The organism is Brevibacterium sp. 50QC2O2 (genome assembly GCF_024580675.1).
In the GTDB taxonomy this organism is placed as follows: domain Bacteria; phylum Actinomycetota; class Actinomycetes; order Actinomycetales; family Brevibacteriaceae; genus Brevibacterium; species Brevibacterium moorei.
Genome location: NZ_JANIJZ010000001.1, coordinates 1 through 17,543 on the forward strand (window position 1 = coordinate 1; position 17,543 = coordinate 17,543).

Genomic DNA, 17,543 nt, shown 5'->3' on the forward strand with positions numbered 1-17,543 from the left:
GCAGGGACCCGATCGCGTCGAAGACCTCGTAGAAGGCCTCCTTCATTACCTGTCGTTCTGCTCTGGTCGGCATCGTGGCCGTACCCCCATGTGGTGAGGGGTGTTGCAACGACCACGTGAACCCGCCCGTCCGGCCCAATCTGAAACAAACGGCCCAAAGATTTCATCCCCTCGGCCGCGGGCCCCGGCGCTCAGGCCCCCATGAACTTCTGGAACTGGTCGTGGGGCAGGGCGTAGGCGGTGTTGCCGTCGCGGCCGGTCATGGTCTCGGCGCTGAGCAGCGCGTTCACGATCGCCTCCTCGGTGCACTCCGCCGTCGCCCAGTACAGCGGGTTGATGCTGCGATCCGTGAGCATCCGGATGTCGTCGAAGTAGGCGGCCCGCTCCGGGTACCGGGTGGCCTCGGACAGGCGGTTGCCGGTGGAGAAGGACACGATGAAGTCCCCGGACGTGTACTCGCCGGTGCCGCCCAGGCGCGCGATGCCCAGACCCGCGCGCTGCGCGATCCGATTCAGCTGATGGGGCAGCAGCGGGGCGTCGGTGGCGACCGTGACGATGATGGACCCATCCCCGGGCGGGGGCGGGGCGACGCGGGAATCCGTGGGCCCCTTGACCGGTTTGGGCGCGTCGATGAGCCGGCCCAGCGGCACGCCGTTCACCGCGAAGCGCTCGCGGTTGCCGTGGTTCGCCTGGACCAGCACGCCCACCGTGAACTGGCCGGCGCCGGTCTCGACGACGCGGCTGGCCGAACCGATCCCGCCCTTGAAGTCGTGGCAGATCATCCCGGTGCCGCCGCCCACATTGCCCATTTCCACCGGGCCGGAATGCGCGGCGGCCAGCGCCTGCGCCACATGGTCCTCCGTGATGTGGAAGCCGGCGATGTCGTTGAGCGTGGAGTCGTTGGTCTCGCCGCACACCGGCTGGCCGGAGAACACCGCATTGTGTTCCTCATTCGTCGCCGCGAGTGCCGCGCGCGCCCGGATCAGCCCGGTGCGGATGGTGCCCAGCGCATTGGTGTTGGACAGGGCGATGGGCGTCGAGAGCATCCCCGATTCCTGCAACCACTGGATGCCGGTCATATCGCCCTTGCCGTTGAGGCGGTGGAAACCGGCGAACACGGGCGCCGTCCAGATGTCGTCGGGGACGGGGTCGATGACGGTGACGCCGGTGCGCACCGGGCCGCGGCCGGCCGTCAGCGGGCCCTCGCCCTCGATCAGGGTCGTGTGTCCCACCGACACCCCCGCCACATCGGTGATCGCGTTGTACTCTCCGGGCGTGCCGGTTCCGATCGCGACGCCGAGGTCCCGTGCCTGCATGTGCTCCCCTTGCCTGTGTGCCCCTGCGGCTCCGTGTCCGCGGGCGGTGTTGGAATAGACCCCGCAAATCTACCAAGGATCGCGGGCCCGGACACGCGCTGGCCAAGGGGATGCGGCAGCGGCGCGGCCGAGGGCGCGACAGAGGGGCGCGGGCCGATGGCCGTCTGGCCTGCGGCTCGCGCTGCGGCAGGGCCAGGGGGGCAGCCCCAGTGCGCGGTGGGCGCGAACCTGGAAGAATCGAGTCAACGACACTTGTATCCGTCTTCTCAGGAGGAACGATGGCCTACAACCCGTACCAGCCCGCCGAACCGCTGAAGGATCCGGGTATCGCGCTGATCCTGACGATCGTCGGCTTCTTCTTCATCGCCGGCCTGCAGTACTTCTACATCGGCAAGTACCTCAAGGGAATTCTGTTCCTGCTGACCCTGGGATTCCTCTACATCGGCACGATCATCAGCCTGTTCACGATACGTGGGGAGACCATCCGGAAGAACCGCCGCGCCATGCGATAGGTTCCTCATGCGATAGGTTCCCGCAGAGGCCCGCACGTCCTGGATGGGGTGCCGCTGGAATGTGCAGAGGACAGCCGTGTCAGTGCCTCAGCCTAGAGTGGATGGCATGGATGAGATGAACGGTTCAGGCGCGGAATCCGCGGGGCCCGCCGCCGACCCCGCCCTGCACGCGGCGGCGGTGGAGATCCTGCGCGAACTCACGGGTCGGCCGGATGCGCAGTTCCGTGACGGCCAGTTCGAGGCGATCGCGGCCCTGGTCGCGGACCATAAACGGGTGCTGGTCGTGCAGCGCACCGGCTGGGGCAAGTCGGCGGTGTACTTCGTCGCGGCCCGGCTGATCCGCATGGGCTGGGGCGGCCAGAGCACCGGTATGCCGGGTACTGCGGCTTCCGGCAACACCGGGCCAACGCTCATCATCTCGCCGCTGCTGGCGCTGATGCGCGACCAAGTCGCAGCTGCGGCGCGCGCAGGCGTGCACGCGGTGACGATCAACTCCTCGAACGCCACCGAATGGGACGAAGTCCTGGCGGACCTGGACGCGGGCAACGTCGACGTCCTGCTGATCTCGCCCGAACGCCTGACGAACCCCAAGTTCCGCGAACGTGTGCTGGGTCGGCTGCTGGGCGGCGTGGGCATGATCGTCGTGGACGAGGCCCACTGCATCTCCGACTGGGGCCATGACTTCCGCCCCGACTACCGGCGCATCGGCGCGCTGTTGGAAACTCTGCCCGGCGATCTGCCGGTCCTGGCGACCACTGCAACGGCCAATACCCGCGTGGTCGAGGACGTGGCCGCTCAGCTGGGCCGCGACACCCTGGTGGTTCGCGGCGCCCTGTCGCGGGACTCCCTGCGCCTGGGCGTCGCCGCCACCTGGCCCGCGGCCAAGCGCATCGCCTGGCTGTGTGAACACTTGGGGGACTTCACCGGATCCGGGATCGTCTACACGTTGACGGTTTCCGCGGCCCAGGACACCACGCGCGCGCTGCGCCAGGCCGGCTGGGATGTCGCCACGTACACGGGCGGCACGGACACCGACGAACGCGTCCGCCTGGAACAGGCTCTCAAGGACAACGAGCTCAAGGCCCTGGTCGCGACCAGCGCCCTGGGCATGGGCTTCGACAAACCCGATCTGGGATTCGTCATCCACCTGGGCGCGCCCAGCTCCGCCGTCGCCTACTACCAGCAGGTGGGCCGTGCCGGCCGTGCGACGGATTCCGCCGACGTGCTGCTGTTGCCGGGTAATGAGGACCCTGACATCTGGGAGTACTTCGCAACCGCCTCGATGCCGGACGAGGATGAGGCCAGGGCGGTGCTGGCGGCCCTGGACGACGCCGCGCCGGCCGGGGAGGAATACGGTGCAGACGACTACGGCCCCGGCGGTGGACCGATCGGCGCATTGCCGCTGTCCGTGCCGGCGCTCGAACCGCTGGTGGGCATCAAGCGCTCCCGTCTGGAACTGCTGTTGAAGACCCTGCAGGTCGACGGGGCAGTGGACCGGGTGGCCGGCGGCTATGTGTCGACCGGGCGCGGGTGGACCTATGACGCACCGCGCTACGCGGCGGTGGCGCAGGCTCGCCGCGACGAGGCGCAGGGCATGCTCGAATACGAGGTCGGGCGGATCTGCCGGATGCGCTTCCTGGCGCAGGCGCTGGACGACCCGACGGCGCACGACTGCGGCCGCTGCGATATCTGCGCTGGGGTGTGGTGGAATCAGGAGGTCAGCGATGCCGGCGCCCAGTCCGCCAGGCAGATGCTTGCGGGAGTCGGGGTGCCCTTGGACCCGCGGGCTTCGTGGCCCTCGGGCATGGCCAAGGTCGGGGTGGACCTCAAGGGTCGGATCCCGCAGGAGGAACGGGTGGAGCCCGGCCGGGTCATCGCCCGTCTGACGGACCTGGGGCCCGGTCAGATGCTGCGCGAATTCCTGTCGCCTGCGGCCGGGGACCAGCCGGTGCCCGCGAACATCGGGAAGTACTGCATCCAGGTGCTGGGGGAATGGGACTGGCAGGCGCGTCCGCAGGTGGTGGTCGGCATGCCCAGTGTGAACCGGCCAGGCACGGTGCGCTCCCTGGCCCATGAACTGGCGCAGGTGGGGCGGATGACGGATGCCGGTGACCTGGACCTGAAGCACGATCCTGGCAGCCCGGACGTCAACAGCGCCTTCCGGGTGCGCGGTCTGGACCAGGCCTTCGGCGTCTCTCCGGAACTGGCGCAGGCGGTCGCGGGCCAGGTGGTGCTCCTCGTCGACGCCGAGGTCGTCTCCCGCTGGTCGCTGACCATGGCCGGCCGCGAACTCAGGCGTGCCGGTGCCGCAGCGGTGTTGCCCTTCGCCCTGGCCCTGCGGGCCTGAAGGCCTTCCGGCCCCGCGGGCCCGAGGCCGCCCGAAGACGCCGGCCGCCTTTGAATGCGAAACGCCCCGAACCCGGGATGCCACCCCTGTATGCGGGGTAGTGCTCGGGTTTCGGGGCGTTTTACTTGCGAGCCGGGCCGGTCGGTGCCGCAAGTGGCCTGGGGATCGGCTTACGATCAGTCGATGCCGACGCGGACCAAAACGGTGCCGGTGTAGGAACCGTCCTCGGACTGGAAGGACCAGTGGTAGTAGCCGGCGCTGGGATAGGTGACCTTGCCGTCGTGGACCTGCAGGCCCTGCTGGGACTCGACCTGCACGGGCGAACCGTTGGGGGCCTTGGGTGCGGGCGCGGCGACGGCTTCACCGGGATCGACGGATTCTCCGACGATGTTGACCGGCATGGAGCTCTGGCCGCTACCCGGTGCGACTGCGCCGCCGCCGTAGTCGGGGCCCGCTGCCATGGCTGCAGTTCCGCCCAGGAACGATGCGCCGACCAGTGCCGCCGTCGCGCCGCCGAGCGTCAGTGCCTTGCGAATGTTGATCATGTGGTTCAGCTCCTTCATGTACTCCGGTAAGTCCGGAGGTCGATGGTGGTTCTGCAGAACCGAGGCTACCGAAGTATAGTTGAAAACGCAACCATTCTTGGCATGAAGGTGTGCAGGCATGAAGGTACGTTGCGCGCGCCGCATACAAAAATGCCCCGAAACCGGAACGCCGACCCTGTATACAGGGGTGTCGCTCCGGTTTCGGGGCATTGAGTCGCGGTAGGGCTCTGCACTATGGCAGTGCCGCACCGCGGCGGATGATCAGCGGGCTAGAGGCCCGCAGAGATCACAGTCCGCGGATGCTGGTGGCCTGCGGGCCCTTGGGGCCGACCTCGGACTCGAATTCGACGGCCTGGCCCTCTTCGAGGTTGCGGTAGCCCGAGCCCTCGATCGCGGAGAAGTGCGCGAAGACGTCAGCGGATCCGTCGGACGGTTCGATGAAGCCGAAGCCCTTTTCCGAGCTGAACCACTTCACAGTTCCATTGGCCATGTGTTTATTCCTCACTGTTTGACCACCGGACCATTTGCCCGGCAGGCGTTGAGTCGACTCACTGCGAGCCGGCTGTTTAGGTGCGGAAAGCAATACTTGGTCGACATGGACCGAACGGAGAAGTTCCGAAAGGGTGACGCCAATGGGTGCGTTCCGCGGAAGTCGCAGCGCGGAAGGTAGACACGCGCTGAAGTTAAGCCATAATGACGGCGGACGCAACTACCCAATCCGGATCGCCAGAAACGCTACGCATGATCGCGTAGCAACGTAACCAGCATAACCGGTTCTGAGGCGAGTTCCTAATGTGAGTTTCTCCGGATTCGACGGAGAACCCGAAAATCATCCATTGACCACATTGCGATACGTTACGTCTTGCAATCCGGCGGCGGGGTAGAACGGTGGCATGCACAGCCCAGAGTCGAGAGCCGATCGGACCGGTGCCGCCGATCCCTGGGTGCGGAATCTGGTCGTCGCGACCTTCGGCACCTTCACGACGATCGTCGGCATGACTATGCTCATTCCGTTCCTGCCCGTCTACATCCGCGCCCTGGGCGTGACCGACGATGCCGCGGTGGTGACCTGGTCCGCGGTGTGCTTCGGCGCTACCTTCCTCGTCGCGGCGGTGACCGCCCCGCTGTGGGGGTGGATGGGCGACCGTTGGGGCCGCAAGTCGATGCTCGTGCGATCGAGCCTGGGCATGGCCGTGGCGATCGGCATCACCGGGTTGGCCGGCGACGTGTGGTGGCTGCTGGCCTTCCGCGTGCTGACCGGGCTGCTGGGCGGCTTCGCCTCGGGGGCCTCGATCCTGGTGGCCGACCAGACCCCGCCGGGCCGCCGGGCCTTCGCCCTGGGCGTGCTGACCAGCGGGAACATGGCGGGCAGCCTGCTGGGCCCGGTGCTCGGCGGGATCCTGCCGGAATCGATCGGTCCCCGCGCCTGCTTCGCTGTTGTCGGCGGCCTGATCTTCGTGGCGTTCCTGGGCGTCGTGCTGTTCATGCGCAATCCGCCCGCGCTCGCCGAAGCACCGCCCGGGGTACCGGCCAAGGCCCCGGCCGCCACGTCCGCAGTGCCCGGTGGCGGCACTCAGGTCGTCGATCGCGCGGCGAACCAGCCCACAGCACAGCTGCCCCGGGTGGCGCTGCCCGTTGTGCTCACGGTGCTGGTCGCGGTCTCCGGGCTCATCACCTTCGCGCAGCTGGCCGTGGAGCCGTTCATCACCGTCTATATGGGCGAACTGCTGACCAATGCAGGCGCGATAACCAAGGCGGGCGCGACAGCCGGTGCCGAGGCGACGGGTGCCTCGGGTGCCACCGCGGCCCTGGGAGCGGGAGCCGTGGGCTCCGCCGGGCTCGCGAATCCGACCCTGTGGGGCGGGATCGCCCTGGCGGCGACCGCCGCGGGCACCATGGTCGCGGGGCCCTTCCTGGGCCGGGCCGCCGACCGCTATGGGAACACGCGCATGCTGATCTGGTCCCTGCTGGCAGGCGCCGTGGTGTCCCTGGTCCAACCGCTGACCGGCTCCGTATGGGTCTTCACCGGCCTGCGCTTCGTGCTGGGCCTGGCGATGGGCGGCCTGATGCCCGCGCTGACCGCCGGCATCCGCGATATGCTGCCGGCCAATCGCGTGGGCCGCGTACTGGGGCTGACGGTTGCAGCGCAGCACGCCGGTCGCGTCTTCGGGCCGGTGCTGGCCGCAGTGGTGGCGAACCTGTGGGGGATGCCGGCCGCGCTGGTGGCCTCGGGACTGGTGTTGGCCATCGCCGCGGTGGCCGTGTGGGGCGTGCGGCCGGCCGCCGCGCGGTGACCTCGGCCGCGGTCCTGAGCCCGGCCGCTGCGCGCAACGCGCCGTGCCCGGCCGGCGGTGTCCTCGGCCCGAATCGGTCAGAGGTTGCTGCGCGCGCCACCCGAACGATAGCGGGCGAAGGACGGGACCAGGACGGCCGCGATCACGATGCCGAGGACGACCAGGATGCCGCCGCCGGCGCTCGCCCAGGCGGTGCCCACCGTATTAGCCGCATAGCCGTGCAGCACATCGGCCAGGCGCGGGCCACCGGCCACCACGACGGTGAACACGCCCTGTAGGCGGCCCCGCACGCGGTCGTCGGCGGCCTCGAGCAGAATGGTGTTGCGGAATGAGGCGCTGATGACGTCGGCGCCGCCGCCGACCATGAGGAAGAGCATCGCGCCGAGCAGCGCCAGCCACCAGAACGACCCGGCCAGCGGCAGCACGGCGCCGAACAGCGCCATCGCCGCACCCCAGATGATGATCGCCACCAGCACGGCCAGGCCATGCCTCTGCACTTTTGACACCCAGCCGGAGAACAGCCCGCCCAGCACGGATCCGATCGCGATCCCGGCCGACAACAGCGCGAAGACGAAGCCGCCGTCGGTCGGGCCGCCGAAGGACTCGTGTGCGATCTGCGGGAACAGGGCGCGCGGCATGCCGAAGAGCATCGCGATGATGTCGACCAAGAAGCTCATCATCAGGATCGGGCTGCGCGACAGGTAGACCAGGCCCTCCCAGACGCTGCGGAATCCGGCCCTCGGCCGGGCGGGCGGCTCCGGGGTTGGAACTGCGGCTTCCGGGGCCGAGGCATCAGCCACTGCGGAGCCGGGCAGACCGTGGCCGCCCGGGGGAAGGGCCGGCAGGCGCCAGACGGCCCACATGCTCACCAGGATGCCGATCGTATCGATCAGGTAGAGCAGCGGGAAGCCGATCAGCGGGATCAGCATGCCGCCGGCCAGCGGGCCGACGATCGCGCCGAACTGGCCCACCGTCATGTTCAGGGTGGTCGCCGCCGCCAGTACCTCGGTGGGCAGGAGCGAGGGCAGGATCGCCGTGCGCGCCGGCTGGTTGACCGCGAAGAACGCCTGCTGGAATGCCAGGGTGAACAGGATCAGCCACACATTGTGTGTGCCGATCAGTGCCCACAGGAACAGCAGGAAGCTGGCGATCGTCAGGCCCGTGCTGCTCACCAGCAGCAGCTTGCGGCGGTCCATCGAATCCGACAGGGACCCGCCGTACAGGCCGAACAGGACCAACGGCACCAGTCCGAAGATCCCGGCCAGGCCCACATACCCGGAGTCCTGGGTGATGGCGTAGATCTGCGCCGGCACCACGACGATCGACATCTGCGCGCCGATCGTCGTGACGATATTCGCGTAGAACATCCGTTTGAACGTCGGGACCCGCAGTGGGCGGGTGTCGGCGAAGAGATCCCTCAGGGCCAAGGCGGGGCCTTTCTGGCTGTACCGGTTGTCCGGCTGTGACTGGTGTTCTGTGGTTCCGGCGTTCGGTTCAGGTGTCCTGCTGGGGCGAATCCGGGGGCCCGGCGTCGGGGCGCGCGGTCTTGGGATCGTCGGAGCCCTCGGATTTGAGGGTGCCGCGGGCCGACCAGAGGGTCACGCCCACGATGATCGCCAGCGAGATCCAGATCGCGTACTTGTCGACCAACTTGAGGAAGTCGACGGCGGGCTGCCCGATCTCATAGCCGATGACCGCGACCAGGACCGCCAGCAGCAGGTTGCCCAGCAGGTTCATGGTGAAGAACAGCGCGAAGCTCACGCGCGACCAGCCGGTGACCAGCCAGGTGATGGTACCCGGAACTCCGGGCCAACGGCCGAAGAACACCAGGGTGAGCAGGACCCAGCGCGGCAGGCGTTTGAGCCGGTGGAAGCGCTTACGCGACTTCTCGTCCTGCGCGAACATGTTGACGACTCGATCGCCCCAGCGCCTGCCCGCATACCACCACAGCCAGTCGAACTTCATCATGCCGATCAGTCCAGCGCCGATCACCAGCCACAGGGGGAAGCCCTCGACCGCGGCGAATGCGCCGGCGCCTGCGATGACGGTTTTGGCGCCGGTGACCATGGAGAACACCACGGGGATCTTCGCGATGAGCATCGGCCGCAGGGGCCACATGATGAGGTAGAAGATCGGGATGCCGATGAGGAAGCCCAGCAGCACCTTGTCCCCGGTGCGCGCCTTGCCCTCCCAGGGGAGGATGTCGCGCAGGCTGGGGACCTGGGGTTCGGTTGTGCCGGGTTCGGAAGCGCCGGATCCCGTGGTGTCGTCTGGGTCCGTGGGCTCGGGGTGGTCGGGGTCGCGCATGCGTTTCAGCATATCCGCAGTCGGGTACGCCACATCATTGGACTGTTTATTTCAGAATTCACTGGATGAATGGTGGATTCTGAAACAGGACGTGGAACGATCGGGCGGCCCCGGCCGAGGTCAGTCGAGCAGGTCGAGCGACCGTGCGCCGTCGGCGGCGAAGGCCCTCCAGCGCTGCAGGAGCGGGTGCTCGGCATTGCGGGGCGCATAGTCCCAGATGCGGATGGAGGAACCGGCGGCATCTGTGGGTGCAGCGGCTGGGTTCGAGGCCGAATCCGAGGTTGCAGTCCACTCCGGCCAGGTGCCGGATTCCGCGGTGGCCGGGTCGCCGGTGGTGGCGAAGGCCAGCCAGGATCGGCGCATCTGCAGGCCCAGGGTGTGGTCGGCCACGGTCGCTTCCGGATAGAACCGCCGGCCCATGTCCGTGTCGAACCGGTCGAAGATCAGTGGGACATCGGCGGCGTGTGGGGCGCCATGGCCCCCGGCCGGCTCCGGGTCGAAGAAGTACACGAAGGTCCTGCCGGTCTGCTGCGTCGCCTCGGCCCGGCCCGCGGCGGCGTCCAGGGCCGCGATCGTGAAGACACGATCGGACTGCACTGCCTCGAAGACCTTTTCTGCGGTGGCACCGGGAAGCAAGGACGTGTAGGACTCGACGGCGGGAGTACCTGTATTCCCCGGGTATTCCGCGGGTCCCATGAGCGCGACGCGGCGGGCGGCGCGCTCCGCGTCGATCGGCTGCGGGTCATCCAGCATGAAGAGGGTGAACTCGTTGCCGTTGTGCCCGATGATCACGTCGACGCCGGAACCGGCGCCGTCGCGCACGGCTTGCCACGGATCGGTGGGCAGGACCTCGCCGTCGACCACAGGCACCAGTGGTGGGGTGAAGCCCACCGCCCGGCCCCAGTGCGGTGCCCGGCTCTGTTGTCCCGCGACCACTCGGCCCATCAGGTCCAGGCACTGGGTGGGGGACAGGCGGGCGAAGGACGCTGCGGTTGCGGCGTCCGGAACCGGGCCCGAGGCGTCCGGAACCGGGCCCGCAGTGTCCGGAACCAGCCCCGCGGCCGCGGCGACGCGGGCGAATTCGGCGGTGACGTCCTCGGCCAGCGTGCGGGTGACCACCATGGTCGGTGGGCTGTGCAGGATGGCGCGGTGGAACAGGTCGCGGGAGCCGGGCATAGACAGGTGACACAGGATGGAGCCGGCGCCGGCCGATTCGCCGAACACCGTCACATTGTCCGGGTCGCCGCCGAAGTTCACGATATTGTCGCGCACCCAGCGCAGGGCGGCCGCCTGGTCCAGCAGGCCGCGGTTGGCCGGCGCATCGGGGAACTGCGCGAAGCCCTCCATGCCCAGGCGGTAGTTGAGGCTGACGAACACACAGCCCAGCCGGGCGAATTCGGCACCGTCGTAGACCGGCTCGGCGGATGCGCCCATGACATAGGCGCCGCCGTGAATCCACACCATGACCGGCAGGAGAGCCTGCGGCGGGGCCTGGGCTGGCGAGGGGGCCTGGGCAGGTGTGCCGGAATGCTCCGCCTGAGGCAGGTGCCCCGCCTGCGGCAAATGCGGCGTCCAGATGTTCAGCGTCAGCCAGTCTTCGCCCTCACGGTGCGCGGCCGGAGCCCCCGGGGCGCCGAACTGCGGTGGGACGGGACCGAAGAGCTCGGCGTTCAGGGGCTCGGTGTGAACGGGTGCGGGTTGCGGCGCGCGGAATCGGTTCTCACCCACTGGAGATGCGGCATAGGGGATGCCCAGGAACCGGTGCAGGGGAACACCGGGCTCCGGGGCGGATGCCGCCGTCGGTGGGGCCGGCGTGGTGGATGGCGGCGCCTGTTCGGCCGTGGACCCCGCGGCGCCGGCGATGGTCAGTCCCAGCACTGGGCCCTCGGCGGTGAGGACTGTGGGACGCGGTGTGCTCTGTTCCATAGGCCGAGCCTACGCGCTGAGCCTCGAACCAGCGCCGCACCTCAGTCGCGCAGGGCCTGGCCTGTCTGCTCGCTGAGGAACAGGGCCGCAACCGCCGCCACCAGGAACGACAGTGCGAAGACCGTGAACAGCACGCCCGCCCCGCCCCATGCCGCGGCCAGGACCGCGGGGACCAGCAGCGGTGCGATGATCGAGGCGATCCGCCCGAACCCCGCCGCCCAGCCGGTGCCGGTGCCGCGCAGATGGGTGGGGAAGACCTCGGGCGAAATCGCGTACAGTGCACCCCAGGCGCCCAGGTTGAAGAAGCTGAGCAGGCAGCCGGTGATGAGGATCCACGCCACCGAGTGCGCATTGCCGAAGGCCAGGGCGCTGCCGGCCGAACCGAGCAGGAACACCGCCAGCGTCCAGCGGCGCCCCCACTGCTCCACCAGCCAGGCGGCCACCGCATAGCCGGGCAGCTGGGCCAGGGTGATGATGAGGGTGAAGCCGAATGACTTCACGATGTCGTAGCCCTGCGCGTGCAGAATGCTGGGGATCCAGATGAACGCGCCGTAGTAGCTGAAGTTCACGAAGAACCACACCAGGCTCAACGCAGTGGAGTTCCGCGCCTGGCCACTGGCCCACAGATCGGCGAACCGGGTCTTGACAGCGGGGGCTTGAGCGCCGGATTCCGCCGCCGAGGCCGCGGTGGGGCGGGCGGTCGCGCTCGCCTTGGCCTCGGCAGCGGAGTGATCGGCGGGAGCAGTGGCCGTCAGCAGGCGGGTGCCCGACTGCCCGCTCCGCTGTGGCCCGGCGGCCCTGCGCAGCGGCGCCGAGGCCTCGAAGGCGGTGACGACCCGGGTCGCCTCGTCGACGCGGCCGCGGCCGGCCAGGAAACGGATCGACTCCGGCAGGCCCGCGCGGACGAAGGCCGCGTAGAGCGCGGGCAGCGCGCCCACCAGCAACGCCAGGCGCCAGCCCCAGTCGCCGAAGTGCGGGACGACGTAGTAGCCCAGGAGCGCTGCGCCCAGCCAGCCCACGGCCCAGAAGGCCTCGAGAATGACGACGATGCGCCCGCGGATGCGCGGGGGTGCGAACTCGCTGACATAGGTGCTGGCCACGGGCAGCTCCGCGCCGATGCCGAAGCCCACGAACAGGCGCATGATGAGGAACAGGGTGAGGCCGGGGGCGAACGCCGCCACGGCCGAGGCGATGCCGAAGACCAACAGGGTGACGGCGAAGATGGTGCGGCGGCCGAAGCGGTCGGCCATGCGCCCGCCGAAGATCGCGCCCAGGGTCATGCCGATGAAGCCCAGGGAGACGATCCAGCTCTGCGCGGAGGCGCTGAGGTCCCAGTGGACCTTGAGCACGACGACGACATAGGAGATCAGTGCCACGTCCAGCGCGTCCAGGGCCCAACCGATACCCGAGGAGGTCAGGATATGCAGATGTTTGCGGGTGAACGGCAGGCGGTCCATGCGGGTGGACAGCTCGGTGCCTGTGGTGGGTGGGGCGCCGGCGGGGTTCTCTGTGGTCATGCCGTTAGTGTGGCACAGGTTCAGGTGTATATGACTTAAAGTCAATTTTCTGTTGTGAGGGTCACCTTGGTCCGGCGGTGTTTCCCACTCGATACGCCCTTGACTCATCCACCGGCCGGTTCATGCAGTCCCCGGACCTGCAGGGCTACATGAACCGGCCAGTCGATGAAGCACGCTTTCATCGACTGGGAAACGCCCCTCCGGAAAACTTTTTCACCCGCTCGGAATAAACCCCGCGCCCCTATAGTTGAGTCAGGTGTACGCAAGTTTACTGACAAGCAGTTTGACTGGTTCGGTCCGATGCAGAAGGATTGAGCCGGAGGCGCTCAGGAGGCCCCGCACAGCGGGACCGGCCCCGGGCGCAACAGACAGCGATAGTCAAGGGAAGGATTCAACATATGTCTCGTGCAGTGGGTATCGACCTCGGAACCACGAACTCGGTCGTCGCCGTTCTGGAAGGCGGCGAGCCGAAGGTCATCGCGAACGCGGAGGGTGGCCGCACCACCCCGTCGGTCGTCGCGGTGAACAAGAACGGCGACTCCCTGGTCGGCGAAATCGCCAAGCGCCAGGCCGTCACCAACGTCAAGAACACGGTCGCCTCCGTCAAGCGCCACATGGGCACCGACTGGACCACCGAACTGGGTGGCAAGTCCATGACCGCACCGGAGGTCTCCGCCCGCATCCTGCAGAAGCTCAAGCACGATGCTGAGGAATACCTGCAGGACACGGTGACCGACGCGGTCATCACCGTCCCCGCCTACTTCAACGACGCGGAACGCCAGGCGACCAAGGACGCCGGCCAGATCGCCGGCCTGAACGTCCTGCGCATCATCAACGAACCGACCGCAGCGGCCCTGGCCTACGGCCTGGAGCGCGGCAAGGAAGACGAACTCATCCTGGTCTTCGACCTCGGTGGCGGCACCTTCGATGTGTCCCTGCTGGAAGTCGGCAAGGACGAAGACGACTTCTCCACCATTCAGGTGCGCGCCACCTCGGGCGATAACCGCTTGGGCGGCGACGACTGGGATCAGCGGATCGTCGACTACCTGATCAAGCAGGTCAAGAACAAGGACGGCGTGGACCTGGCAAAGGACACCACCGCCCTGCAGCGCCTGAAGGAGGCCGCGGAACAGGCCAAGAAGGAACTGTCCTCGGCGACCAGCACCAACATCAGCCTGCAGTACCTGTCGATGAGCGAGAACGGCCCGATCCACCTGGACGAGTCGCTGACCCGCGCGAAGTTCGAAGAACTGACCTCGGATCTGCTGGAGCGCACCCGCAAGCCCTTCGAAACCGTCATCAAGGACGCCGGCGTCAAGGTCTCCGAGATCGACCACGTCGTGCTGGTCGGCGGTTCGACCCGTATGCCCGCCGTGTCCGACATGGTCAAGAAGCTGACCGACGGCCGTGAGCCCAACAAGGGCGTCAACCCGGACGAGGTCGTCGCCATCGGCGCCGCCGTCCAGGCCGGCGTGCTCAAGGGTGAACGCAAGGACGTGCTGCTGATCGACGTGACCCCGCTGTCGCTGGGTCTGGAGACCAAGGGCGGCGTGATGACCAAGCTGATCGAGCGCAACACCCCGATTCCCACCAAGAAGTCGGAGACCTTCACCACGGCCGAGGACAATCAGCCCTCCGTGTCGATCCAGGTGTACCAGGGCGAGCGCGAGTTCACCTCGGACAACAAGCTGCTGGGCAACTTCGAACTGTCCGGCATCGCCCCGGCCCCCCGTGGCGTGCCGCAGATCGAGGTGTCCTTCGACATCGACGCCAACGGCATCGTGCACGTGTCCGCTAAGGACAAGGGCACCGGCAAGGAGGCGTCCGTGACGCTGACCGGCGGCCAGGGCCTGGACCAGAGCGACATCGATCGCATGGTCAAGGAAGCCGAAGAGCACGCCAATGAGGACAAGGCGCGCCGTGAGGCCGCCGATAAGCGCAACCAGGCGGAGAACCTGGCCTACTCCACGGAGAAGGTCATCAAGGACAACGAGGACAAGCTGCCCGAAGATGTCCGCACCGAGGTCCAGGCCGACGTCGACGCGCTGAAGGAAGCCCTCAAGGGCGACGACGATTCCGCTGTGGAATCCGCGCTGGAGAAGCTGACCGCCTCGCAGACCAAGCTGGGCGAGGCCCTGTACGCGAACGCCGCTCCGGAGGCGGGCGCCGAGGGTGCCGAGTCCACCGGTTCCGCCGATGACGATGTCGTCGACGCCGAGGTCGTGGAAGACGATGACGAGGAGAAGAAGTAATGACTACTCCTGATCAGGGCGGCGCTTCGGGCGAGTCCCAGGAACAGTCGTTCACCTTCGCCGACAAGCGCCGCATCGACCCGGAGACGGGCGAGGTGCGCGAGCCGCAGGAACAGACCGCGGAGGAATCCGCAGCCGAGCGGGCGGCCGCCGACGGCAACGCCGCAGCAGCTGCCGAGGCCGCGGAGGAATCCGCGGCCTCGGCCCCGACGGACGGTGCGTCGGCAGACGCCACGGCCGGCCAGGGCTCGGACGCCACGGCAGGGACCGCCGAGGCCCCGGTGGCCGATGAGGCCGCGAAGTACCTGGATGACCTGCAGCGTCTGAACGCCGAGTACGCGGCCTACCGCCGCCGCTCGGAGCGCGATCAGGCCAAGGCCAAGGAGGCCGGTTCGGCTGCCCTGGTCGAGGCGCTCATCCCGGTGCTCGACGAGGTTAAGCTGGCCGCCGACGCCGGCGATGTCACGGGGCCCTTCGAGACCCATGTGAACAAGCTGCTCGAGGCGCTGTCCAAGGTGGGCGTCGAACAGTATGGCGCGGTGGGCGACGAGTTCGACCCCGCTCTGCACGAGGCTCTGATGCAGCAGCCCAACGGCGCAGTCGAGGAGCCCACCGTGTTCCTCGTCATGCAGCCGGGTTACAAGCTGGGCGAGCGCGTGATCCGCGCGGCCCGCGTAGGCGTGCACCTGCCGGAGGAGTGACCTCCGACTGAGTCGGCGCATACATGATCGGTGGCGGTCGATTCCCGGGACAAGCCGGGGGATCGGCCGCCACCGCCATAAGATTTTGGAAACGATGAAGACAATCAGCGGGAGTGATCCCGCAAGCGGGAATGACGTCCTGCGGAAAGGAGGTGCCAGATGAACGCCGGGCCTCAGAATGAGTGGTTCGAGAAGGACTACTACAAGGTCCTCGGGGTCGACAAGGACGCCTCCGACGCGGACATCAAAAAGGCCTATCGGAAGCTGGCTCGCAAGTACCATCCGGATGCGAATCCTGGTGATAAGAAGGCCGAGGAGAAGTTCAAGGAGATCAGCGCGGCCCACCAGGTGCTGGCCGACAAGGAGACCCGCAAGCAGTATGACCAGGTCCGCGCGATGGGCTCGGGCGCGCGTTTCACCGCGGGCGCCGGTGGTCCAGGTGGCGCCGGTGGCGGTTTCGAGGACGTGTTCTCCGGGCTGTTCAACTCCGGCGGCGGCCGCGGCCAGTACAGTGGCGGTCCCGGTGGCTTCGGCGGTGCCGGTGGCCCGGACCTGTCCGATCTGTTCGGCGGGGCCTTCGGCGGTGGCGGCTTTGGCGGTGGCCGGGGCTATCAGCCCGGCCCTGTCAAGGGCGGGGACATCAAGGCGTCTACGCGCCTGTCCTTCACGGAGGCCGCCAAAGGCGCCACGGTCAAGCTCAAGATGCCCAACGGTTCGCCGCTGAACGTGCGCACGCCGATCGGCGTCAAGGACGGCCAGAAGGTCCGCCTGCGCGGCAAGGGCAAGGCCAGTCCCAACGGCGGCGAGGCCGGCGATGTGGTGCTGACGGTCAACGTCGAACCGCATCCTGTGTTCACCCGTGACGGTGACAACCTGCGGGTGACCGTGCCGGTGACATTCGCCGAGGCCGCCCTGGGCGCAGAGGTCCAGGTTCCCACTCTGTCCGGCTTCCCCGTACGGCTCAAGGTGCCTGCCGGCACCCCGTCGGGGCGCGTGCTGCGCGTGCGCGGCAAGGGGATCGAGACGAAGAAGCACACCGGCGATCTGCTGGTCACCGTCGAGGTCCACGTGCCGCAGCGGATGAGCAAGGACGCGAAGCAGGCGGTCGAGGCCTTCGCCAAGGCCACCGAGGGCGAGGACCCGCGCGCCGATCTGTACGCGAAGGCGAAGAACAGCTGAGTTGCGCTGGCGCCGGCGCGGCACCGAACACGGCGCCGGCGCGGCACCGAACACGGCGCCGGCCGGCACCGTGCCGGTGCCGGTCGGCGCACTGATGCATGATCGAATCAAGGAGGAGGTGAGTGGCCATGGAGATCGACCCACATGCCGCGGTCTACGTGATATCCGTGGCCGCAGAGCTTGCGGGCATGCACCCGCAGACCCTACGGCAATACGACCGTATGGGTCTGGTCACGCCCAAACGCACTCCCGGTCGCGGCCGCAGGTATTCGGCCAGTGACATCGAGAAGCTGCGCCTGGTGCAGAGCCTGAGCCAGGACGAGGGCGTCAGTCTGGCCGGGATCAAGCGAATCCTGCAGCTGCGCGAGGAGGTCGCAGACGCGCATTCGCAGCTGCAGAGCCTCGGCGTGCAACTGGATGCGGCGCTGAGCCGGCTGGCCCAGGCGAATCGGATCTTCGCCGCAGGAATGGGCGGGGACGTGACGGTGGCCGATCCCTACCAGCGCAGCCGGGCGCGGCGGATGTCGCACGCGATCGCGGAACTGCCCGCGGCCTCGGTGACGGGGACCGTGGTGGGCGTGCGGACCGCGGGACCGCGGTCCAAACAGGGCCCCCGCCGCGGCTGAGGCGGACGCTCCCGGAAAGTC

General features: G+C 68.2%; 14 protein-coding genes. 7 read left to right on the top strand and 7 right to left on the bottom strand.

What is annotated here, in order from left to right; translation table 11 throughout:
- Positions 1-191: 191 nt before the first annotated feature.
- Positions 192-1,316, bottom strand: a complete 1,125-nt coding sequence (locus tag NQ038_RS00005) for a P1 family peptidase (protein WP_257049384.1) — start codon at positions 1,314-1,316, stop codon at positions 192-194.
- Between the two features lie 278 nt (positions 1,317-1,594).
- Here NQ038_RS00005 and NQ038_RS00010 point away from each other — a divergent pair, with 278 nt between their 5' ends.
- Together NQ038_RS00010 and NQ038_RS00015 are read left to right on the top strand one after the other, a co-directional pair.
- Positions 1,595-1,828 carry a TM2 domain-containing protein gene (locus NQ038_RS00010; protein ID WP_257049383.1) on the top strand — a complete coding sequence of 78 codons (234 nt, stop codon included), beginning with the start codon at positions 1,595-1,597 and terminating at the stop codon, positions 1,826-1,828.
- Positions 1,829-1,943: 115 nt separating this feature from the next.
- Complete coding sequence (locus NQ038_RS00015; protein WP_257049406.1) at positions 1,944-4,175, top strand: ATP-dependent DNA helicase RecQ; 2,232 nt, start codon at positions 1,944-1,946, stop codon at positions 4,173-4,175.
- A 176-nt stretch (positions 4,176-4,351) separates the two neighbouring features.
- On the opposite strand, the gene NQ038_RS00020 is transcribed toward NQ038_RS00015, so the two are convergent.
- Positions 4,352-4,720, bottom strand: coding sequence for a hypothetical protein (locus tag NQ038_RS00020; protein WP_257049382.1), 369 nt, complete (start codon positions 4,718-4,720; stop codon positions 4,352-4,354).
- A gap of 286 nt (positions 4,721-5,006) precedes the next feature.
- A complete protein-coding gene (locus NQ038_RS00025; protein WP_257049381.1) occupies positions 5,007-5,210 on the bottom strand; it encodes a cold-shock protein in 204 nt (67 codons plus the stop codon).
- A gap of 403 nt (positions 5,211-5,613) precedes the next feature.
- Here NQ038_RS00025 and NQ038_RS00030 point away from each other — a divergent pair, with 403 nt between their 5' ends.
- On the top strand, positions 5,614-7,014 hold the full coding sequence (locus NQ038_RS00030; RefSeq protein WP_257059503.1) for an MFS transporter: 1,401 nt from the start codon (positions 5,614-5,616) through the stop codon (positions 7,012-7,014).
- Between the two features lie 77 nt (positions 7,015-7,091).
- Here the strand turns inward: NQ038_RS00030 and NQ038_RS00035 are convergent, their stop codons facing one another.
- From NQ038_RS00035 to NQ038_RS00050, 4 genes are all read right to left on the bottom strand, one after another.
- The gene (locus tag NQ038_RS00035; protein ID WP_257049378.1) at positions 7,092-8,441 is read right to left on the bottom strand and encodes an MFS transporter; all 1,350 of its coding nucleotides are present in this window, start codon (positions 8,439-8,441) and stop codon (positions 7,092-7,094) included.
- Between the two features lie 67 nt (positions 8,442-8,508).
- Positions 8,509-9,333, bottom strand: a complete 825-nt coding sequence (locus tag NQ038_RS00040) for a DedA family protein (protein ID WP_257061323.1) — start codon at positions 9,331-9,333, stop codon at positions 8,509-8,511.
- Between the two features lie 108 nt (positions 9,334-9,441).
- Positions 9,442-11,247: a carboxylesterase/lipase family protein gene (locus NQ038_RS00045; RefSeq protein WP_257061324.1), complete on the bottom strand. Its 1,806-nt coding sequence runs from the start codon at positions 11,245-11,247 to the stop codon at positions 9,442-9,444.
- Between the two features lie 41 nt (positions 11,248-11,288).
- Positions 11,289-12,764 carry an MFS transporter gene (locus NQ038_RS00050; protein WP_257049375.1) on the bottom strand — a complete coding sequence of 492 codons (1,476 nt, stop codon included), beginning with the start codon at positions 12,762-12,764 and terminating at the stop codon, positions 11,289-11,291.
- A gap of 398 nt (positions 12,765-13,162) precedes the next feature.
- Between NQ038_RS00050 and dnaK the strand changes: the two genes are divergently transcribed.
- The 4 genes from dnaK (at position 13,163) to NQ038_RS00070 (ending at position 17,522) form a co-directional block, all read left to right on the top strand.
- Positions 13,163-15,016: a molecular chaperone DnaK gene (gene dnaK, locus NQ038_RS00055; protein WP_257049374.1), complete on the top strand. Its 1,854-nt coding sequence runs from the start codon at positions 13,163-13,165 to the stop codon at positions 15,014-15,016.
- Entirely contained in the window at positions 15,016-15,717 is a 702-nt protein-coding gene (locus NQ038_RS00060) for a nucleotide exchange factor GrpE (RefSeq protein ID WP_257049373.1), read from the top strand. The genes dnaK and NQ038_RS00060 overlap by 1 nt, the downstream gene beginning before the upstream one ends.
- A 159-nt stretch (positions 15,718-15,876) precedes the next feature.
- Positions 15,877-16,896, top strand: a complete 1,020-nt coding sequence (locus NQ038_RS00065; protein ID WP_257049372.1) for a DnaJ C-terminal domain-containing protein — start codon at positions 15,877-15,879, stop codon at positions 16,894-16,896.
- 128 nt (positions 16,897-17,024) lie between these two features.
- The gene (locus NQ038_RS00070) at positions 17,025-17,522 is read left to right on the top strand and encodes a heat shock protein transcriptional repressor HspR (protein WP_257049405.1); all 498 of its coding nucleotides are present in this window, start codon (positions 17,025-17,027) and stop codon (positions 17,520-17,522) included.
- The last annotated feature ends 21 nt before the right edge of the window (positions 17,523-17,543 follow it).